Here is a 21667-nt window from a genome sequence, read left to right on the forward strand (position 1 = left end):
ATCTTAAACTCAGAACTAAAACTCCTCTGCTTCTTCCCTTTCATACTTACCCCCTCTCTACTCTTCTATCCTATCTGTTCTTCTATTTATCTCCAATATCCTTGCGGGGTAAATATGTTCATGATCTGGGACGATCAACGGTGAACAGCTCCTCGCAGCGCTCAGCGGCTCTCAGGATCGAGATGCTGAAACAAGTTCATGACAAATTATTACGCTTTCGGAACAAGCATTCGTTGTCATTACACGGAACCTGCCCTGAAGCCTGCACCAATGAGCCTGCCCTGAAATGCTCTTGTTCAGGGGTCCTGTTTGGGGTCTCCTGTTGGGCTCCTGTTCGAGTCTCTGTTAAAGGTCATCCCGAACTCGATCCCGGATCTGGTCTCAATCAATACTCTGAACTCATAATCGAATCAGAAACCCATTCGAAAACGAACTTGGCTGATTCGAGAGCCATTCTGTATTCAGATTCGGTAACAGGTTCAACGATTCCGGGATATCGAGAAGAGACAGCATAGTCTGTAAGCTTAGCCGCTTCAAACACTTCTTCCGGAATTTGTATGCTGTCGGGTATATGCTGAATGAGAACGTTGATATTGTGGGTTCTCGGAAACTGGATTCCGCAGTAAATCAGCAGTGCCTTGAGAGACTTCTCACAAGCCTGTTGTGCGAGAAAACACAGGGTACCCGGCAGAATCGCGCCTTCCGGTTTTATGGAAGCCAAAGAAAGGTCACTTTCAGCGTAACTGAGCCATGTTCTCGAAATACCACGATTCTCTTCGTCAAGATGCATATAGCTCTATTCCTTCCTTCAGGGCACTATTGAAAACCATGAAGGGATTGTCTGCGTAATTTGCGATATCGCTCTCGGTAGCTACAATGAGGTCGAAAGGAGTTTTTACACCTTTGATTTCTCTGTACAGCATCTGTGCCGTTCTCCTGCGGCCTTCCCCATCCTTCACAATAACCAGGAGATCATAATCGCTCGTGACTGAACCCTCGCCCCTGGCGCGCGAGCCAAACAGCAGTACTCTTAAGGGAGACGCCAGCTGAACAATCTGATCCAGTAATAGATTAAGATCATTATCGACCACATTTACACCTCCTCGACTCCACTAGATTATAGCAAAATGCTGTTTTCTCAATAACGAAGTCGAAAAGCTAACAGAAGCATCGGGGATTCATGCTCGGCTTCGGTAGAAAGGAATAAATGTGGACTTTCCAAGAACGTCACATACTATCATCTGAACTTGATTCAGAATTACGCTCTCAAGGTTTTCTTCAATCAGAAACATCTAACCCGCATCTTCGATCGGTTCAAGAGCAGATCCCGAAACAAGTTCGTGATGACCCTTAACGTAAGCCCAAAAAAGAGACATTTCGGGCAGCCTTACGGGTGCTGAAGTAAGTAGTTTGTACGAGTGGCTAGTGATGAGAGCCTTCTCTTGCATCGCGTCATCCTGACAATGCTCGTGGTCAGGATCCCTATCCCTCGCGAAAAAGGGGCAGACGTGAGGAGAATCGTCAGTCCCTATTTTCGCTCTCGTCTTCTCATGAGCGCAGCGAACGTCTTGCCCCTCGCGTAAATCTCCCGCCTCAACCTTCTGATCTTGGTTTTTCCTGTAACCTGAATGCGCAGCGTCGGAACGAAGAACTGCTCTTCGCTCTGGAACGAACAAAAGGTTTTTTTATTCGGAGAACGGATAACCATTCAGCGGTGATCCTTTTTCACTCGCTCTTACCAACCTGCAACCACCAACCCCCAACCTCGTCGTTTATTCTTGCATCTTGCAACTGATATTTTGTTCTTACCAACCCGCAACCACCAACCCCGAACCTCGTCATTTATTCTTGCAACTTGGAACTGAGAACTTGCAACTGATCCTTCGCTCTTTCCGACCTCTAACCTCCTACCCCCAACCCCGGTTTCTAAGCAAACTCTAAGGTTTTGCTAAGCTGCCTCTAAGAAATGGACCTTAGACTGAGAATATACCGAAAATCAGATGGAGGTGAAAGCAGATGAAGAAAGTAGTACTGATTACGATAGCGCTTCTCTTGATTGGCGGAATGACTTTGGCTGTTGGTTACGGTGCAAGGCAGATGAAGAGAGTTCAGGATGTGGCGGCATGTGAGAACTTCGTGGACGAAGACGGAGACGGAGTAAATGATAACTGCCCGGTTGACGGTGAAAAGGTCTACATGAACAGAAGAGGACCGGCCGGAAAAGATGTTGAAGGCGGCTTCGGCACAAGAACAATGCAGAGGCTTCAGGATCCTACAACCTGTGAGAACTTTGTGGACGCAAACGAAGACGGCATTAACGACAACTGCCCGAACGGCGGCGAAAGACTTATGGAAAACAAGAGCGCGCAGGACGGAACAGGATACAGATACGGCGTCTCTGGCGAAAAAGGTCCCGGACGCGGTAAAGGCTTCGGAAAGACAAGATAACCCCATCCCCCAAAGATCTAGATCGGGCCCTATATGGGCCCTTTTTCTTGCAATTCAAAAGCTAATTCTTCAGAAGTGCTTTATTCAAGATCCTTCCGCGCAGAAAATCATGCCTTCCAGAAATGATCCAACTCGAGCAAAGTTTCATGAACACAGCTTCAGGAAGCATCTCGACAAGACTCTCCAGAAGAACGGAACAACTTGTTAAATGAATATAATCTTTCTAACGATGAGAAATCGGTATCTTTCATTTTGAGCGAAGGTCATTTCTGCCGCCGTTCTGAAAATCAAGACAAAGAATCCCTTAGTCGAGGAGGATGAACACAGCTATGAGGAACAGATCTCTGGAACTTAATTACAAATCGTTCACCAGAAACAGGCTTACGATGTTTGAGTACAGGAAGAAGCCGTTGCTAGATCAGCTGGAAAGAATCGAGAACGATATGGAAAGACTAATACCTCAGAACGACAGCGAGAAGCTGCGGAGGCCCGGTTGGGCAAGGACGGCAGAAAGAGATGTATCTCAGTTGCTAAGCAAGTTGAGCCAGTTCGATCAAAGGAGATATGCCGATCTCCAGGAAAGAATGAAAGAAACCGAAGAGAGACTAGATGCAGTTGAGATTGAAGAGGAAGATATCGAGCTGGATGTGATCGCCGACGAAATCAAGCACTTCGAAGAATTTCAGAAAGAGTACATGGAGGAAGTAGAAAAGGCCAAGAAAAAATTCGAGGAAGAATGGGATCTAACAAACATCGAGCTGAAATACTCGGAAAATGACTATATCTATAAGGTGATGTCTAAACTTGAAGAGCTTCGTGGCAGAGAGACCGAAATAAACAAGGGCAAGGCGCTGCGGGAGCTCCGAAAGAAGAAGGAGGCAGAAGGCGTCCTCAAATTCGATGACAAAGATGACAAGGATACTTATGTAAGACGGGTCGCGCAGAGACCGGTCAGCTCCGTAGAGCCCCCGACTAAGCCGGAAACGGAAGAACCGCCCACAATAATAAGAAGAAGGGGCGGCGGAAGAATAAAGCGGGACGAAGGTTGAGTCTCGCATAACCGGCGAATTCGCGGAAGCTCAGCTTGAATTTTCCGATAGAATTTGCCTATTTTGATTTTGGCGATTGTTTATGTATAATAATTTTAAGGAATAAGTAATCGAATTGATTTGTTTTGACTTTTTTTCATTTCGTATATGGGTGATTTGCGATGAAGCGCGCTGGAGTGACTGTCACGACGGCTGCGCTTTTTTCTTTGAAGCGGTCGACGTGAGAGCTTTTTTAGTTGAGAGGTTGCTCGATGTGGAAGATTCCCGAAGGTGAGTGAAAAAAAGAACACGTTTTTTTAAGGGGTTTCATGACGTCATTCCTGTTGGACGGCGTGAGTTTCATCTCTAACGGTAATTTCTTGAAAGCCAGCGTCTGAACTTAAGTCTCTTATCTGATTTAGTTTCATCTCTTGGTGAATTATCCCCGCGAATCCTGTCTCGAAGGACACTTCTTGCTCCACAGACAGAGAACAGACTCGACTCACAGGTCAAGTAACATCGTCTATTTGGGGTCTTCGGATGATCCGGTCAGACTGAAACGAAACAGATCTCTGACAGGGTTAATTCCCGTTCTACCTGTCGAACATCGGTTTGTCCAGGCTTCCGTCTTTGCTGTATCCGAATTCTTCCCAGTAACCTTTATACTTATCGTCGTCTGACGGTTCGATCTACTCGACCCAGCGCGCCCACTTGTAGCCCCATTTGTCTTCGGCGACCACAATGAAGGGAAAGCCCTGAGCCGGCGGCAGCTCGATCCCGCTCAATCTGTCGGCCAGTATGATATTTCTTTCCCAAACGTAGACGAGGGTCAGACTTGTTGTGTAGCCATCGGTTGACTTGAATATCACATTTGTCACTCTATCATCCGGGTCGGCCTTTTCGATCAAATTCATTAGCGGAATCCCTTCCCAGAGCATCTTCGCCGTCCATCCCTCCACACGATGCAGTGTTACGAGCTTTTCGACATGCTGAAATTCCTGCAGTTCAGTGTAGTTCATAAAATAAGGGGTTTCTGCAAGACCACCTATCTTCAAGGCGTATTCCTCGATATTCACGTATTGAATGCCCTTTATTGAGTTCTCTCTGAAGGCGCTCAGCTCGTCCAGCTTGACACCCTGGTACTCCCTTACCACCACCTCGTCTAAGGGCCCATCATCTGTGCCGTATGTGACTCCAAACACAATAAATACCACTACGATAATTCCAGTAAGAATAAGAACCGGTAACTTCAAAACGTTCTCTTCCTCGTATCTAGTTTCGTTCCAAATTAAATGGCTTTGTTCAGGAGCAAATGATTTCGCTTAAGGTCTTCATGAGTCAAACGGGTGGCAGCAACCGTTGAGTCTTCTGACCAAAGCGTATATAGCGTCTTCAGAGCGCTCTGCGATCAGCTGTTTCTATGCCCGCGTAGCGGAGCTGGTCGCACGAAGTGTTACTGGCTCTGCCAAGGGCAGAGGCTGCTCACCGAAGATGACTGTCATCCTTCTACTTATATATTCATTCGTTGTAATTGTTTCCAAAGCCCGGATCCCGAAACAAGTTCGGGATGACAATGAGAGGGACGACTGAGAAGTCATGACGGGAATGATAGCGCTGGTTATTTCAAAACGTCTCAATCGGTCATGAACTTGTTTCAGCATCCGGCAGGCTTACCGAAAACATCACATCCCTGACAGCGTCCTGTAATTCTTAAGAACACACCAAACCGTCATTCTGAACTTGTTTCAGAATCTCGATGCTCTCTTCTTGAATGTCAGTAACGAGCTTACTTCATCGTCCTTTAGAAAAAGGTCTTCTTCTTCTCCTTACAACTTGCATCTTGGAACTTGCAACCGTTCTTTTCTGAGAACGGAGAACCATTCAACGGCGATACGTTTTCACTCTGGTCTTTCCAACTCCCAACCCCCGGCCACGGCCTTCAAAAGCCCAGATCCCGAAACAAGTTCGGGATAACGGTGTCAGAAGATTCCGTAACTCTTTTAAGGTGCGAACAGCCCTTGCCTTGAGAAGACTTGTCTTCGTAGAAAAGATTCCTGGATAGTTCTTGAAGACAATGCATTGAGTCGTGTCGACGATGTTCAGATGCGCATTAGTAAAGTGATCCTATAAGAAATGCTAGTATACTTCTTTTCAATAATATTTGCCGGGTAGTGTAGAATAGCTGCAAAGGGGGGATTGAACTCATGAAAAGACATTTGATAATAGCCGTTTCATTATTTGTCGTTATTCTCGTAACAGCTGCCTCGGCGCAGGAACCTATAAAGATAGGCGTAGTGATGAATCTTACCGGCCACTGGGCCTCGATAGACACTCCCTGCGCCAATGGAGTTAAACTGGCTGCATCCCAGATCAACGAGGCCGGGGGTGTTCTGGGGCGCGAGATTCATCTGGAGATTGTCGACACCATGGCCGATGAAGAAGAAACGAGAAGAGCGGTAGTTAGGCTCATAGAGGATGAGAAGGTATCCGTTTTGATAGGCTATTGCGACACGCACTGGGTCAATATTGCGGCTACTGTTGCCCGAGAATATGGAGTCCCTTTTGTTACGCCCGGAGCGACACATCCAAGGATTCCGGAACGTTTCGGGGCCTGGCTGGCCTGCTTCGGAGACAATGCCCAGGCTTCGGCGATTGCAGAATACGTTGTGAAAGAGCTTGGGCTGAAAAGATGCGCAATCTGGATCGACACGGCGGTGGATTTCAGCGTCGCTGTAACTGAGTATTTCATAAATGCACTTGAGCATTACGGAGGCGAGACAGTTTTTGAAGATTACTTCGAGGTAAGCATGAAAGATTTCTCCTCAATGGCCGTCCGTCTGAAGGGATATCAGGACAGGGGCGAGGTCGACTTCGTCTACGTCGGCGCCGTTCCTGACAACTGCGGTTTGATCGCCAGGCATCTTCGGGAGAACGGGGTTACAATTCCAATTTTCGGAGAGGACGGCTTCGATACAACGCTCCTTGTAGAAATCGGAGGGGAAGCGGCCGAAGGCGTCGTCTTTGCGACTCATGTTTCACTCGAAGCTCCAGACGAAACCGTCCGGAAATTCGTGTCGGATTACGAATCAATGTTCGGAAAAATCCCCGAAAATGCCTTCGCAGCGCTGGGTTATGACGCCCTCAGATTGGTCTCGAAGGCAATCGAACTCGCCGGGAGCGATTCTCCAGCAAAAATCCCTGAAGGTCTGGCGCAAATTGAGGATTTCGAGGGTGTCTCCGGAACAATAAGCTATAACGACGGAAGCAGGATTCCCGACAAATCAGTGTCGATAATCCAGGTTGAGAACGGAGAGTTCAGAACGGTGAAGCAAATGATTCCCGAGTACCTTCCCGATCCGGCTATTGCAGAATAGACAGAAGAGCTTTTTGCCGCAAGTCATGGCTTGTAAATGCCAGTTCCACTCCTCTGGCGAAGAATTGCCTTTCGCTGGCCGTTGCAAAGACCCGCTTAACGCATGATGAAATACGCTCAACGCCGGGAAGACAAAGAATCCGTTGTCAGTCAACGGTCCGCCATCATCCGACGAGAAGGCATGTGCTGTAATAATGCGGCGAAATGCATCGCCGGAAGTGAGGCTGCTGGTGTGGAGAAGTGATGCTGACTATTATGCGCCAGGAGGGCGAAAAGAAGAGAAAGAAGTCAGAGAATGTGATCCCGTGCAAGAGCACCGCAGAATGACAGCGCTTAGTAATTCTGAAGAACACAACAATCCGTCATTCTCAACTCCATTCGAAATCTCGGGGTTTCTCGAATCTGCAACCACCTACGAACAACCATGGTCTTCCGCATCTTGTTTTTCTTTGACAAGATCAAGAGAGAATGATTATGGTCTAGATCTTTCTCTAAAGAAAATTGGCGAAAAGGGTAGTAGGTACTGATTGTCTGCCCGCGTTTGATAAAAGTTATCGTAATTTTGGGCATGACTCTTAGTCTCTCAGAATTCAGAACGGAAATGAGTAACGCGAAGGTTTTGATTCTTTTGTCACCCCTAATACCGACGTATTAATCTTATCTATCTTCCTGATAACAGCCGACAGTAACCTCCACTTGACTTGAGTGAGACAGAGCGAACTAACCTTATCAATATACTGGCGTGGTTCAAAAAAAGCTGGGTCTCGGAAGAGGGGTTCATTTCGAGCAACTGAAGCTGAAGTGTCAAGAAAAAGCTTGCCGATGCTGCTCTGAAAATTGTATACTATACAGTAAGTTACTGGTCAGTATACAAATCGGAGGCAAGAATGAAATTCTTTGATCGTAACGATGAGCTGGCGTTTTTTGAGGGGCTCACGAAGAGGAAGTCAAAGAAAATGGTCGCGCTCTTTGGGCGCAGGAGGATCGGAAAAACCACACTTTTGAAGAAGGTTTATCCGGATGCGCAATACTTCTTTGTAGATACTCGCTCCTCGGAGACTCTGCTGAAAGACTTCTCTTCACAGATATTCGAAGGAAGCTTTGACAGCTGGGAAGGCTTCTTCAGGGCGTTGTTTCGCCTTCAGGAAGTAGTGATCTTCGACGAGTTTCAGAACTTCATGAGAGTCGATCAATCGGTCTTTTCGATCCTACAGAAAGTTTGGGACGAGAATTCAGGAAGAGGATTACTGATTCTTTGTGGATCATATGTGGGGATGATGAAGCGAATCTTTCTGGACCAGAAGGCACCACTCTTCGGAAGGTGCGATCACAAAGTCGAGCTGAACCAGTTCCGCTTCAGGGAAGCTCTCGAAATGATGCGAAGCTTCGGCTATTCATTTGAAGAGGCTGTAGAGTGGTACTCAGTTCTCGGTGGCATTCCACAATATTTGTGGCTTCTTGAAGAAAAGGCCTCTTTTGAGATGAAGATTCGAGAACTCTTCTTTAACAGGTTCTCGCCCCTTCGGGAGGAGGGCAAGAATCTTCTTGTTGGTGAGTTTGGAACGGAGCATCCGGGCTACTTCTCGATACTTGAGGCGGTCGAGTTGAGAGCTTTTTTAGTTGAGAGGTTGCTCGATGTGGAAGATTCCCGAAGGTGAGTGAAAAAAGAAGACGATTTCTTAAAAAACATCGCATGTGTAGTTTCTAAGCGATGCGGCGTTAGTTTCACCTCCAGCGGCAATTTCTTGAAAACCAGCGTCTTAACTTAAGTCTCTTATCTGATTTAGTTTCATCTCTTGGTTAATTATCCCCGCGAATCCTGTCTCGAAGGACACTTCTTGCTCCAAAGAGAACAGACTCGACTCACAGGTCAAGAAGCATCGTCTATTCAGGGTCTTCGGATGTATCCGGCCAGATTGAAACGAAACAGATGTCTGTCAGAGTTAATTCTCGTTCTACCTGTCGAGCATCGGTTTGTCGGGGCTTCCGTCTTTGCTGTATCCGAATTCTTCCCAGTAACCTCTATACTTGTCGTCGTCTGACAGTTCGATCTACTCGACCCAGCGCGCCCACTTATAGCCCAATCTGTCATCGGCGACCACAATGAGGGGAAAGCACTGAGCCGGCGGCAGCTTGATCCCGTTCAAACTGCCGGCCAGTATGCTATTCCTTTCCCTGATATAGTCGAGGGTCAGAATGGTTGTGTAGCCGTCGGTTGACTTGAATATCACATTTGTCGCTCTATCGTCCGGGTCGGCCTTTTCGATCAATTCATCAGCGGAATCCCTTCCCATAGCATCTTCGCCGTCCATCCCTCCACAGAATGCAGTGTTACGAGCCTTTCTACATGCTGAAGCTCCTGCAATTCCGTGTAGTTCATGAAATAAGGGGTTTCTGCAAGGCCACCTATCTTCAAGGCGTATTCTTCGATATTCACATATTGAACGCCCTTTATCGAGTTCTCTCTGAAGGCGCTCAGGTCGTCCAGCTTGACGCCCTGGTACTCCCTTACCACCACCTAGTCTAAGGGCCCATCATTTGTGCCGAATGTGACTCCAAACTCAATAGATACCACTGCGATAATTCCAGTAAGAAATAAGAACCGGCAAGTTCAAAACATTCTCTTCCTCGTATCTAGTTTCGTTCCAAATTAGATGGCTTTGTTCAAGAGCTAATGACTTCGCTTAAGGTCTTCATGAGTCAAACGGGTGGCAGCAACCGTCGAGTCTTCTGACCAAAGCGTATATAGCGTCTTCAGAGCGTTCTGCGATCAGCTGTTTCTATGCCCGCGTAGCGGAGCTGGCCGCACGAAGTGTTACTGGCTCTGCCAAGGGCAGAGGCTGCTCACCGAAGATGACTGTCATCCTTCCACTCATATATTCATTCGTTGTAATTGTTTCCAAAGCCCAGATCCCGAAACAAGTTCGGGATGACAATGAGAGGGACGACTGAGAAGTCATGACGGGAATGATAGCGCTGGTTATTTAAAACGTCTGAATCGGTCATGCTGAACTCGTTTCAGCATCCAGGCTTACCGAAAACATCACATTCCGTGACAGCGTCCTGTAATTCTCAAGAACACAACATCCCGTCATCTGAACTTGTTTCAGCATCCCAGTTCTGAGAGACGCTGAACGCTGTGAAAAACCGTCCTTGGTCCTTCGTTGAGCAAGAACCCGTCCCCAAAAAGAGCAGTTCTTCGTTCCGACGCTACGCGTCCAGGTTGTTCGTTCTTAGAACCAGATCCCGAAACAAGTTCGGGATGACAATGAGAGGGACGACTGAGAAGTCATGACGGGAATGATAGCGCTGGTTATTTCGAAAACGTCTCAATCGATCATGCTGAACTCGTTTCAGCATCCAGGCTTACCGAAAACATCACATTCCGTGACAGCGTCCTGTAATTCTTAAGAACACAACATCCCGTCATTCTGAACTTGTTTCAGAATCTTGTGTTTATTGACTTTGACCAAGAACGAAGAACAGATCCTCGTTCTGGAACAAAGAACAGACTCTTTTGTGTTTCTGTGAATAAAGTGTAAGATTGAATCGGGAAAGCTATGCAAAGTGAACCAAATGCCTTTATTCAAACCCATCATAAAAAAAGGGAGGAAAAGAGATGTTCAAGAAGATCCTCGTGTTTCTTTCTCTATTCACCTTGATAGCGCTTGGCGGCTGCTCTCTATTCAGAGCTATCAAGATTGAGATTCCCGATCAGCAGGTGACAGAGGGCCAAGAACTGGTTGTTGACCTCAATCAGTTCGTATTATCATCTGTCTCCGACGGGATATCATTCTCGGTAAGCAGCGGACCCGGGAGAATCGACGGAAAGAGTTATGTATTTACGTCTTTGCCCGGTGACGGCGAAAACAGCCCTTTCAATGTGAAAGTGAGCGCAAGTGATGAAGGCAAGAGCGGAGTAGCAGAGTTCCTGATCAACGTAAATCCCATTCCGGAAGGTGAAAAGGCCGAGATCAAGCTATCTGGGGAGACCGCCGAAGAGTCTGAAGAGATTATTGACGACTTCGTGAAGAGGAATCCTGAGAATCCCGAAGGTCATGCCATTCGTGGAGCTATGAAGGCGATTCCGCAATTACTGAAGCTTCTGGACATATACAATTCGCAGATTGGTTCTCTTGACATTGCAGGAACATTTGATCGAAGCGAAATGCTGGCTGGTTTCGAAGAACTTGTTTCGAATCCAGATCAAGTTGTTCAAAGCATTTCAGCGGATATTCGCGCAAAACTGCTTAATATGAAGCTGAGATCTTCGTTGATTCTCAGAAATCCGGAGCTTCTGGTAAATTTCCTTGCTTCAAGCAGCTCCATAGCAGAGAATTCCGGTTTTTCACTTTGCGGGGAGATCGGAGATTTTCAGGATGAGATGGAGGAGTACGCTGACAGCCTTCAGGAAGTCTGGGGCGATATCTCCTATCTGAGTGGAGAGATGAATATTGTTGTGAAAGTATTTCTCAACGAATTCGACTGGGACAAAGATGGAGTTGTCGAAAGCGACGGAGAGCTGATGCTCGAAGTAGTGAGCAAAGACAATTCTACAACCTACACAGAAAGCTTCCGTCTGTATACGGATATCCTTTTCCTGGAGAAAGAGCCGAAGGGAGATCACATAGTCTCGATCGAGGTTGATCCCGATGGCGGAGACGCGGTGTTCGATCTCGATTTCTGGTTCATGATCTCACAGGGACTTGAAATAGAGTACGCTCCCCGATTCGATGAAAATGATTATCTTGTAATCGATGAAGGAGAAATAGCAATTTTGAAAATGCTGGTCGGCAGTGCCCTTTCAAGCGCCAGAGCATTTACCGTTTATGATCTCGAGCCATCGGAGGCTTTCATGGAGTATTTAGAAGACGCCGATGATGAGATAGATCCTCCGGAGATCGATACAAATAATGACGGAAATATCGATGCGTCAGAAGTCAAGGCATTTATCGGCATATCCTTCTTGACATTCAGGAACCCCTCCAAAAGTCCTCTATGGCTGAGTTCAATAAGGGATACCCTTTTGGAAGCACCTGAAACTACGTTGCTTCTGGCAGATGATCTCTTCAGCGACACTCAGACCGAAGACAATAAGCACAACCTGACTTCACAGTGGTACATCCCGTTCGGTCAGGATGCTTACGATGCCATGGCAGAAAATGCGAGCGAACAGGAGGAACTTCTGGACTACATAAGGCCAAACGGAGAAGATCTCGATACTGAGATCCCGGTCGATGAAGATGAAAAGACTATTATCCTGAGACTCTACAACATCTTCGATCACCCCGAACGTTTTTCAGATCTCTTAAGCTTCTTCCCCACCCTCATAAACTATGAGATGCTTGAGGGAATTGAATTCCCTGATCCGACGTTTGGTGGCCTCGTAGTTAACCTTCCGAAGACGATCTCGCCGGATAACTGAGGTCGGACTCAATCGAGATAATTGTGGGGCAACGAGTTGTAGAAAACGGTTCGTTGCCCCATTTGCTGGAAGTAATCAAAGCATGATACTGCTGTCGAATTTTCCAAAGGAGTTATGGGTTTTCTTAAGGCTTCTGAAAGAAGATCATCGGGAGGTGTTACAATGAAGCACCTGCTACTAGTTTTGATTGTATTAAGTCTCTTTCTCTTTTCTGGGTGCGGCCTATTACAGTACTTCACCGTAGCCGAGGCTGTCGAGCAAGAGACTGTAGAGGAGTCAGTTGTTGAGAAACTCAAGAACAGCAACGGAATCGAAGTTCCCGTTTTCAGAGGGTATTTTCTCAATGTCGATTATTCTAATCCGGAGTTGTTTTTACAATGTGGCCCCCAGACCCGAATCACAGATGAGATTGCCGCGATCGCCGATCAGTTTAATGACAAGAAGGATCTTTCAACAATTATAGAGATATACGGCTGGATGATGCGAAATCTGAGGGGGGTTGAGGGAGAAAAGTTCGGTAGAACATCACACGAGATCATAACATCAGGAGGGGTGACGGGCTGCACAGACTATGGACTAGCCTTCGTCTCGCTTGCAAGAGCAAAGGGGATTCCTTCCGTTTTCATCCAGACTGAACGGATTGACTGGATCGAGGCAAGAAAGAGCTCAAACAGCGGCATGATAGTAGGTCACATTCTTGTCGAAGTCTTTATAGAAGGAAAATGGTATCTTGTAGACTCGACTTCTGGCAGGCTTTACCTTAACTATGACAGAAACAACTTCTCGCTCCCCGACGGGTACTATGTGTTTGCGAAATCTATTGAGGTATGGGATTTGGGTGTGCACAACGACAAAGAGATGGGACCTGTGATGATGGATCTCTTCTGGATCTTTGATCCTTCAGTCTATAACAATCCGGGATACGACTATATTGACCTCACGACAGGGGAGACGAAGTCATCCGGAGTCTTCACCGGCCACTCAACCGTCATGGGAAGCTCGGCTCTAATTTTTGGAAAACAGAGTCCGGTTGAACTGTTCGACGATAGATTCACGGCGCATCTTTCTAACAAGAGGCTTCTCAATCTATACTTCGCCGATATAGACGAAGTGATGAGTACTCAGAGGATAATAGTCCTCCACTCTCTTGATCAGCCCGCCACGATGCCCGACTACATGTTGAGCATTATACCAGAGTTCTCATCTTCGGAAACGCCCGTAATCCTGAACGAAATCAGGGACGGCAGGAGAATTGTTCTTATAATGACAGATACAACAGACGAATTGATGAAAATAATCAAAGAACTGCCCGAGGACTTTTTGGACGGCCCGCTAAACGATGAAAATGTCCCTGATGTCGAAATAGTGAATGACTCAGTTCTAGTTTATGGGATGAGCAACCCGGTGGGAGTATTCGAAGAAAGATTCATAAAAGGATTTTCAAGAAAGGGCTTTCTAAGTCTTGGCAATTCACAATACGAAAGATTTCTGGAGACGGAACTAGTCGTAGTCCTCTACTCACTCGATTATCCCGACAAAATGCCATTTTATATCGAAGAATATCTGCCGGAGTTCTCATCTTCGGAACTGCCTGTAATAGTGAACGAATGGAGAGAAGGTAAGCAGATAATCTTAATCAAGACGTCTACCGAGGCGGAACTGATCGATTTGATCGGGCAACTTCCGGATGACTTTCTTTTGAGGTAGAGGAAGATTAAGCTTCACTCATAAAAGTCCCGATACAACGGAAAAACGGTCTGTATACTGCACAGTAAGTTACTGGCCAGTATACTAATTTGAAGAAACACTCGCAAACGCTAATAAAAAGTGAGACATAAGTGGTTTGAGGCTCCCGATTTCATATACTTGATTAGGTAAAAGAGTCCCGGTACGAACAGAAATGGGTGCTCGACGCATGAAATCTTCACCTGTTATCGCTGCGGTTTTTCACTTCATTTCCCGGCGAACGGAGAACCAACGGCAAACCAGTTTCTTTTGCTCTTCCTACCACCTACCCCGTACCTGCTACCACGGGTCTTGCAACTGATCCTTTTCCCTCTTGCGTCCAAATAAATATCCTTGTAAAACTGAATTGCTCTCGCTTTTTTCTTTTACTCCCTTGGTGCTAAGATTGGCATGAATATGAGTCGAAGGAGCTGAGAGAATGAGGATAGCGAAGTCGCGTTCATGGGAGGCTTTCAGGACTGGAAGGGAACATGGAGTCTGGGGTTGCAACAGAAAGAGATACGGCAACTGGAAGCCCGGAGAGAGACTGGTTTTCTTCATCGAAAACAACGGCGTTGCAATTTGTGAGATAACTGGCGAGCAGTTCGAGTCTGACGAAATCATCTGGGAGGACAACCTCTTTCCCAACAGAATAAAGTTTAGCTGCTCGAATGTTCTAGAGGGGAAGAGTGGAGCCGAGCTTCAGGCTTCGATCAAGAAGATTCTGAGGGAAGGTTACGGTCCCACTTATGGGACACTAATTCTTTTCGGAACGGAGATACCCGAAGAGCTCGAGAAAAAGATCGAAGAGCTCATATAGATTTCTTCAATAAAAAACATACAAACCTTCTGTGGAAACCGGCAGAAGGTTTTTTGACTCATAGCGAATCGGGAAGTCTCTTCGAATTCTAAAATCTATGAATCTGAAGGCGCGCATACGTTATTCTAAACATGAGGTACGTTCTCGATGTATTCACCACACCCCATCGACAAAGGAGCCGTCGACACATCACTCATCTCTGTGTTCTTGATCTTAAATCTGCTCTTGGTCTCTTCTCGGAGGACGGGGAACCGTTGACGGACAACACTATCTTCAGCAGCGATCATCGGGTTATTGATTTTAAGCGTAAAGCGTCTCTCAGGATCGAGATGCTGAAACAAGTTCAGATGAAGGATTTAGACGCTTTCGGAACAAGCATTTGTTGTCATTCCACGGAGCCTGCCCTGAAATGCCTCTGTTCAGGGTCATCCCGAACTTGTTTCGGGATCTTGGTGTTGATCTTATCCAAGGACGGGTTCATGGTTTGGGACGAAGGACCAAGGATGGCTCTTTGCAGCGACCAGCGGGTTTTTGCTCTTAAGCATACAGCGATTCTTAGGATAGAGATGCTGAAACGAGTTCATGACGCGAAGGGCAGGGTATCTATTACAGGGTATGGGGTCTCGCGAACAGAACCGGCAATCGATTCAGGGTTTCAATGCAACTGAGGAAGTTGTCCGGGCAGCGGGTTTGCGAAGTCCCCCACATTGTCATCCCGAACTTGTTTCGGGATCTAGGTTTCGATCTTATCCAAGAACGAAGAACCTGGACGCGCAGCGTCGGAACGAAGAACTACTCTTTCTAGGGTCGGTTCCATGATCCGGAACGGGCAACGAAGAACGGCTCTTAAGAGCTAGATGCTGAAACAAGTTCAGCATGACGCAGTGTTAGATTCTCTGAACGATCTTGATCTTCCTACATCTATCCTCAAACCTCTAATCCCGGCCTTTGCTCTAACAACTCAAAACTTGGAACTGATATTTTGCTCTTACCAACCCGCAACCACCAACCCCGAACCTCGTCATTTATGCTTGCAACTTGGAACTGAGAACTTGCAACTGCTCTTCGAAGGACGGCTCTTAATGATCTTGATCTTAAATGCCCGCTTGAGCGGGGGGGACCGCTTGCGGTGGGGAGTGTGGTCTTTGAACAACTTTTAGAATAGGTTGGCCTTTTGCAAATGAACTACAAATTCACTCTTAACGTTGTTTGGTCTGTGATCCATAAATATGCTCCTAGAAGTAACCATGAATGAACATCGAACAACCGTCTCAGGGGACTATGTCAGGGCAGCAACTTTCCCAAACGTTGGAGACTCCTCCGCCACTACGTGGCCCTCCTCCCTCAGGGGAGGATTAAAAAAATCCTTATTCAGAAGCTCAAACAGTTTCTAAAGGATCGCCCTTGATCTGGGGCATGGACTGTTTTTTACTGCGAGAAGCATCTTCAAACAAACACCAGTCGTTTCGCCCGACATAGTGGGCGCTGGCCTGCATCAGCAGACTGGCTCCTGACTGCCTCCCGCGGAAGCGGCATCACTTCTACTGGTTTTCTGAGGACGGTGGACCGTTGACGATCAGCTGCTTCTTGGCGCGACTCACAACTTGCATCTTGGAACTTGCAACTGTCCTTTTCGGGGAACGGAGAACCGTCCAACGGCTAACCAGGTCCTTTGCTCTTTCCTACCACCAATCCGCTACCCCCAGCCCCGTTTTCTAAGCAATCTCTAAGCGGCTTTTAAGCGGGCTCCAAGAAACGGGCCGTAGACTGAGAATGTACCAAAAATCATATGGAGGTGTAAGAGATGAAAAAGATAGTGTTAATTACGATAACGGTTCTTCTGATCGGTGGAATGACATTGGCAGTAGGCTATGGAACGAAGACGATGCAGAGAGTTCAGGATCCTACAACCTGTGAGAACTTCGTAGATGCAGACGGCGACGGAATAAACGACAACTGCCCGAATGACGGTGTAAGAGAACTGAAGAATGCCCAGGATGGAACAGGCTACAGGCACGGAGCCTCTGGCGAAAAGGGACCGGGACTAGGCAGAGGATTCGGAAAAGCAGCACAGCTGTAAGAGATAAAACCCCTACTCAATCAGGTCAAGGGCCCGTAAGGGCCCTTGTTCTTATAAGGAATACAATCGACTTTGACAGCACAAATTCTGAAACGCGCTAAAGAAGGGCAAAATTGAAAGTAAATCCAGACGTACCACCGCATTTCAAATGATAACGCGCCGATTCGTTGAGAATCCCAAAGGGCTCAGGCTCAATTGGGATTTTCTTTCAAGCTCTTTATTTACTTCCCTCTCCAGAAAAATGAAGTTCCTCCAAAAAGTGAGTCAGTCTACGGAAAAACCTGCTGAGCTTGGGCGATAAAAAAACCGGTGCTGGGCACCGGTTTCTATACAAGGCTAGGTGAACATTCTTCTTCGCATTTCGCGGATGTTCCCGTGCCTTCGATAAACTGTCTCGTCATGTTGAAGTCCATGTAGACAGTGCCTGTCTTTCCGTTTCTTTGTTTGCCGATTATCGCATGATATTCGTTCAACGACTCGCTCTTGTTGTACAGAATAGGTCTGTAGATAAGAATTACAACATCGGCGCTGTGTTCTATCGTTCCAGATTCTCGAAGATTTGAGAGTTTTGGAATCCCCTTGTCGTTCTTACCGACTTCCCTGTTCAGTTGCGAGGCGACTATGATAGGGACTTTTATATCCATGGCAAGAGCCTTCAGCGACCCCATTATCTCGCCGATCTCTGCATCCTTCGATTGCTTTCCCGTGCAGCTCATGAGCTGGAGATAATCTATGAAGACAACATCGAATTGATGAAGCATATTCATCAGCTTAATGCCTGCTATGATCTCGTGAACAGATCTCACCCCGCTGTCACAGAAATACATTTTCTGATCCATCGTCCTGTCGATCGCATCGTTCAGTAGCAACCGTCCCTCTTCGCTCAGCTTGTCCGACTCTGCACTGAGGTTTATATCGAAATCCTTCTGGTGCATTCTGTTCTTAAGATCAACTACATCGATTTCCAGAGAGATATATCCTATAGTCTTTCCTTCGGCAGCCCAGCGATCCGCAGTATTCAGCATAAAGGAAGTCTTTCCCGTTGCTGTCTCTCCTGCTATTACCACAAGTTCCTTACCCCTAAGAGGGTTCAAAACCGTGTTGAAATATCTGAACGGCCAATGAAGCTTCTTGCTCTTGTTCGCCCAGACATCCGTGTGAAACTGCTTCAGAAGCATATTTGCCTGCTTCATGTCCACGTACTTGAATCCAGACGAGCTCTCATGAAGGAAGGACATGATTCTTTCGGTTGCAGCCTCAACTCCCATGCTGCCTTGTCCCATATCACGAGAGATTTGGTTTAGCAGAAACCTGAATTTCTTGTTCCTTAAAGTCTCATTGAAGTCGTCGATCAGATTGTTGGCTGCGTTTTCGCTTACCAGATCAACATCATCGACATCAAAGCGTTCCACCCTGTTATACATTTCCATCAGGATCAAAGTTGGATCTTTGTCTCTCTTTTTTGAAATAATGTCGTAGATAATCTGCGATTCCTGGGAAAGAAACCTTCGATCTATCTCGTCAATCCTGCACCTAAGATTTATGTAGTGTATCAAAGCCTTCAGCACTTGCCTTTCGGACCTGACATCGAGAATCATCATCTCTCATAACCCCCTTCCCATAAACGACTCGCTCTCGAGAAAGCTCATGAAGAGCTTCCATAACTCTGGTTTCTTCAGGAGCGAGAAAAGGTACTTTTTCTTATCATTTGCCCTGTTTATTGCCTCGGTGAAATGTTCGACAAGCCACATGGGGAAATACCAGTCGATCTGTCGATCTGAATCTCCTATTAGCGCAGCTGCAAGCTTGTAATTGTCTTCGATTTCCAGCCTCTCTTTTATCAGACTTGCAGTTCTCTTGATGAAGTCATTCTTTCCCCACTTAGATATATCTTCACTCGTGCCTGCACGATACGAAGTATCCTTAGTAATATCATTATTTAGTAGTGACGGGTTTTCCGCCGCCGGATTATCCGCTTCCGGTTTTGCCGAAGCCGGAAAATCGGTTTGCGGGTGAACCTCGCTCAAATAAGGAGTTTCGTAGATCAGGTACCTCACCCCGTCGAACTTGCCCTTCGTTCCTCGCAACTTCACCTTTTTCACATAACCGGCCTTCTGAAGTTCCTCGATTCCCCTTCTTATACTCTCCTTTCCATCCTTAAAATTCCTCCTGATCTCGGAGAGCCGAAACTCCCAGTCATCGGGTTTGGAAAGAAAGAAGGCGAGAAGTCCTTTCGCCTTGCATGAAAGAGAAGGATCACTCAGAAAACTCTTGTCAATCGCTACGAAATTTCTTTGCTTCTTAACTCTGAAAATAGATGTGGTATTAGATCTTGAGACTCTCAACTAGTTCTCTCCTTTCTTCAACTACATTCGTATAGGAATCGCGATTCCTGTCGTAGATCTCGTTCATAATCCTGCGATACTCCCTGTGAACTCTCTCCTCAAAGGAAATGTTGCGGAAACGATCACGATAGGAACTGACGAATCCTCCTGTGCTAGAATCTCTTCGGATAAAATATCCTTTGTAACTTTTCGGATCTCTTGCAGGAGATCCTTTTTTCCTTCTTACCAACTTGCCCACCTTCCTTCAGTTTGAGTTTTTTTCTTACGGAATCGGAATAGGAAACACCGACTGGGCAAATCATAATCGCAAAGAAACCCTGATTCCAAGTACTTAAATATTCTTTAAGTTTTGTTAAGACTGTTCGCTTCAGAGGCCCTTCGAGTGCTCGAAAAGAATAACGCAGTTGAATTTCGGATCTTCTCCCTCCCTATTTATATAGTGTTCGGTTGTTTCCTACGCAGAGCTGCATTCAAAATCACCTCCTTAAGCAAAACCTGAATCCGTTTTGAGAATATCTATCATCCAACAAGCGGAGCTGCTTTTCAAAAGAAGGACTGATTACCAAATTCCCATGAAAAAGATAGAATCCGCTGAGTCGAATTCTCTTGCCACTCCTCTTGAGAGTTCAGAAAATCGAAGAGACTCTTCTTGATAATCCGAAGACCGGTCTTCGTTTATCAGTCACTATTTTATAGATGCAGAATCCCCAAGACCAAGCTCAGGTGAAAATCACCTATTTTCATATGGATGAAACCCAATAGTAATAGTATTAATTGGCAATACATTGTGTAGCTGCTATTCGAAAGCCTCATAATCAAACCAGGAAACCCATTATCTCTTTGAGGAAGTGTGGTTCACGCGAAGAAGCATACTCTCGACCGTTTTTTTCATGAGCGAGTTGTTTTCGATCCACTTCTGACGAGACCGCTGTCAACATTTCTTGTAAATACACACAAAATTCAGCTTTAATCACTGAAGCAGTATGCCGCAAATCTACTTCGTAAGACAAACCTCAGAGGTCTTCTTGACTTGTGACCAGATGACGTGACAAATAAGCGCCAGACTTTGCACTTGGTGAAATGACAATCACGTTGTTATAATCTATTTACCTAATGTGGAGGGTCTGCGATATGCCGTCAAACTCAAAAACACACCTCAACAGAGCATTCGATCATCTAGAGAATGTTATTTACATAATGGCCGAAGTTATGAAGGGAAGGAGCGCAGAGGAAATAAAACGTCATCTTGTTTTAGACGATCCCTTTTCGAACAGTTCCGAGAAATACAGAAAGGAAGTATCTAGCTGGCTCATAGGAGACTACGTGAAAGGTTTCTCACCTGAAGCTCTGAAAGTCTTCGCGCGCATAATGACTTCTGAAACCATAGAGACTCAGACTAAAAGAGAGATTCTATTCTGGAAGAACTGTGAGAGAGACGAATTGGTCAAGGCCATTACACTCGAGCAGATATTCCCTGCATACCATAAAGGAGCGGCCTTTCTGCTTCGTGAAGACGTTATTGATTACATCGTCAAGGAGAAAGGCTTTACCGCATATATGTCGGACAAGAGGATAACCAATTACCTCGCCATAACCTCTAAACTGGGAATGGCGAATGCGAATGGAAGAAACATAGACTTGAATTACTTTCGCCCAAATAAGAAGAGCGTTATGGCTATCCTTTATTTCCTCTTCAACTCGGGCCTCTCATCTTCAAAGATCCTGCATTCGGACGATTTCAAGTACCTGCTACTGGACGAGAGGGATCTTGTTTCTTACTTGGTGGAAATGAACGCTTTGGGAATAATCGAGTTCGCTATGGCCGGAAACATAGTCAGGCTTGAACCCAAAATAGATTTCGAGGTGCTGCCAAATGCACTTGAAGAATAACCTTTCACTTTCAGAGAAGCTGAACATACTCTCTGAAAAGCTGGAGAGGGTAGATTCATTGACCAGTGAAACCGAAGGCTCGAAGGCAGTTGTACTCATAGTCTCTCCCAAGGAAGAGACGACAGCCATCCGAGAACTTAAGATACGCTTTGAAGGTAGGAGTAAGCTGTTGAATCTGGGGAGCATAATTTCAGAGACGGCCACCAGTTATGGAATGGACAATTTGGCAGATGACTTCTCCTTTCTGGGCAAGTCCTGCATAAAAGACTTCGCTCATCTCTTGCATTCAAAAATGACAGAGAGCATAGTGAAATCCTCAAAGGACAGCCCTCTAACAGTTATACACAGGCTGGGCATACTCAACGGCTTCTTCGGTCTGAATCCGTTAATAGAGGAAGTTACAGGCAAACTTGTCAATCCGGTGTTGTTTATCTATCCTGGAAAGAGGAAGGAACACATACTGACATTCCTGGATGGAAGACACACCACTTCGGTTTACAGGGCATTGGTAATTTGAGATAGAAGGACTAGGG

16 protein-coding genes and 1 pseudogene are annotated in these 21667 nt (G+C 46.2%); 10 read left to right on the plus strand and 7 right to left on the minus strand.

All coding sequences use genetic code 11. The annotated features are described in order from the left end of the window. Positions 1 to 385: 385 nt before the first annotated feature. Together Y696_RS00700 and Y696_RS00705 are read right to left on the minus strand one after the other, a co-directional pair. Positions 386 to 790, minus strand: coding sequence for a HEPN domain-containing protein (locus Y696_RS00700; protein ID WP_099772511.1), 405 nt, complete (start codon positions 788 to 790; stop codon positions 386 to 388). Further along, entirely contained in the window at positions 780 to 1091 is a 312-nt protein-coding gene (locus tag Y696_RS00705; RefSeq protein ID WP_180274869.1) for a nucleotidyltransferase domain-containing protein, read from the minus strand. The genes Y696_RS00700 and Y696_RS00705 overlap by 11 nt, the downstream gene beginning before the upstream one ends. Before the next feature lie 925 nt (positions 1092 to 2016). Between Y696_RS00705 and Y696_RS00715 the strand changes: the two genes are divergently transcribed. Both Y696_RS00715 and Y696_RS00720 read left to right on the plus strand, forming a co-directional pair. After that, positions 2017 to 2448 carry a Thrombospondin type 3 repeat protein gene (locus Y696_RS00715; RefSeq protein WP_099772305.1) on the plus strand — a complete coding sequence of 144 codons (432 nt, stop codon included), beginning with the start codon at positions 2017 to 2019 and terminating at the stop codon, positions 2446 to 2448. A 329-nt stretch (positions 2449 to 2777) separates the two neighbouring features. After that, complete coding sequence (locus Y696_RS00720; protein ID WP_121509562.1) at positions 2778 to 3497, plus strand: hypothetical protein; 720 nt, start codon at positions 2778 to 2780, stop codon at positions 3495 to 3497. 668 nt (positions 3498 to 4165) lie between these two features. Here Y696_RS00720 and Y696_RS00730 read toward each other — a convergent pair. Next, positions 4166 to 4729: a molybdopterin-dependent oxidoreductase gene (locus Y696_RS00730; RefSeq protein ID WP_183084164.1), complete on the minus strand. Its 564-nt coding sequence runs from the start codon at positions 4727 to 4729 to the stop codon at positions 4166 to 4168. A 951-nt stretch (positions 4730 to 5680) separates the two neighbouring features. Here Y696_RS00730 and Y696_RS00735 point away from each other — a divergent pair. After that, positions 5681 to 6850: an ABC transporter substrate-binding protein gene (locus Y696_RS00735; RefSeq protein ID WP_121509565.1), complete on the plus strand. Its 1170-nt coding sequence runs from the start codon at positions 5681 to 5683 to the stop codon at positions 6848 to 6850. 886 nt (positions 6851 to 7736) lie between these two features. Next, entirely contained in the window at positions 7737 to 8507 is a 771-nt protein-coding gene (locus tag Y696_RS00745; protein ID WP_259459817.1) for an ATP-binding protein, read from the plus strand. Positions 8508 to 8900: 393 nt separating this feature from the next. On the opposite strand, the pseudogene Y696_RS14440 reads toward Y696_RS00745, so the two are convergent. Beyond that, positions 8901 to 9367: pseudogene (locus Y696_RS14440) on the minus strand (molybdopterin-dependent oxidoreductase). Positions 9368 to 10468: 1101 nt separating this feature from the next. On the opposite strand from Y696_RS14440, the gene Y696_RS00760 reads away from it, so the two are divergent. The 4 genes from Y696_RS00760 to Y696_RS00780 all read left to right on the plus strand — a co-directional run bounded on the left by Y696_RS00760 (position 10469) and on the right by Y696_RS00780 (position 16899). Continuing rightward, the gene (locus Y696_RS00760) at positions 10469 to 12274 is read left to right on the plus strand and encodes a hypothetical protein (protein ID WP_121509567.1); all 1806 of its coding nucleotides are present in this window, start codon (positions 10469 to 10471) and stop codon (positions 12272 to 12274) included. Positions 12275 to 12436: 162 nt separating this feature from the next. Beyond that, positions 12437 to 13981, plus strand: a complete 1545-nt coding sequence (locus Y696_RS00765) for a transglutaminase domain-containing protein (RefSeq protein WP_183084165.1) — start codon at positions 12437 to 12439, stop codon at positions 13979 to 13981. A gap of 457 nt (positions 13982 to 14438) precedes the next feature. Further along, positions 14439 to 14819, plus strand: coding sequence for a hypothetical protein (locus Y696_RS00770; RefSeq protein WP_121509569.1), 381 nt, complete (start codon positions 14439 to 14441; stop codon positions 14817 to 14819). A 1804-nt stretch (positions 14820 to 16623) separates the two neighbouring features. Further along, positions 16624 to 16899 (plus strand): hypothetical protein, encoded by a 276-nt coding sequence (locus Y696_RS00780; RefSeq protein WP_099772471.1) that lies wholly within the window; start codon positions 16624 to 16626, stop codon positions 16897 to 16899. A gap of 326 nt (positions 16900 to 17225) precedes the next feature. Here the strand turns inward: Y696_RS00780 and Y696_RS00785 are convergent, their stop codons facing one another. The 3 genes from Y696_RS00785 to Y696_RS00795 are packed head-to-tail and all read right to left on the minus strand — an operon-like array spanning position 17226 to position 19473. Continuing rightward, positions 17226 to 18500, minus strand: coding sequence for a DnaB-like helicase C-terminal domain-containing protein (locus Y696_RS00785; protein ID WP_121509571.1), 1275 nt, complete (start codon positions 18498 to 18500; stop codon positions 17226 to 17228). A 3-nt stretch (positions 18501 to 18503) separates the two neighbouring features. After that, a complete protein-coding gene (locus Y696_RS00790) occupies positions 18504 to 19244 on the minus strand; it encodes a hypothetical protein (protein WP_121509572.1) in 741 nt (246 codons plus the stop codon). Continuing rightward, on the minus strand, positions 19225 to 19473 hold the full coding sequence (locus Y696_RS00795) for a hypothetical protein (protein ID WP_121509573.1): 249 nt from the start codon (positions 19471 to 19473) through the stop codon (positions 19225 to 19227). Before Y696_RS00795 ends, Y696_RS00790 begins: the two co-directional genes overlap by 20 nt. A 902-nt stretch (positions 19474 to 20375) precedes the next feature. Here Y696_RS00795 and Y696_RS00800 point away from each other — a divergent pair. Both Y696_RS00800 and Y696_RS00805 read left to right on the plus strand, forming a co-directional pair. Next, on the plus strand, positions 20376 to 21134 hold the full coding sequence (locus Y696_RS00800) for a hypothetical protein (protein WP_121509574.1): 759 nt from the start codon (positions 20376 to 20378) through the stop codon (positions 21132 to 21134). Beyond that, positions 21118 to 21651, plus strand: a complete 534-nt coding sequence (locus tag Y696_RS00805; RefSeq protein ID WP_121509575.1) for a DUF1788 domain-containing protein — start codon at positions 21118 to 21120, stop codon at positions 21649 to 21651. The genes Y696_RS00800 and Y696_RS00805 overlap by 17 nt, the downstream gene beginning before the upstream one ends. Positions 21652 to 21667: the final 16 nt, after the last annotated feature.

The organism is Mesotoga sp. H07pep.5.4 (assembly GCF_003664935.1).
GTDB classification, from domain to species: Bacteria; Thermotogota; Thermotogae; order Petrotogales; family Kosmotogaceae; genus Mesotoga; species Mesotoga prima.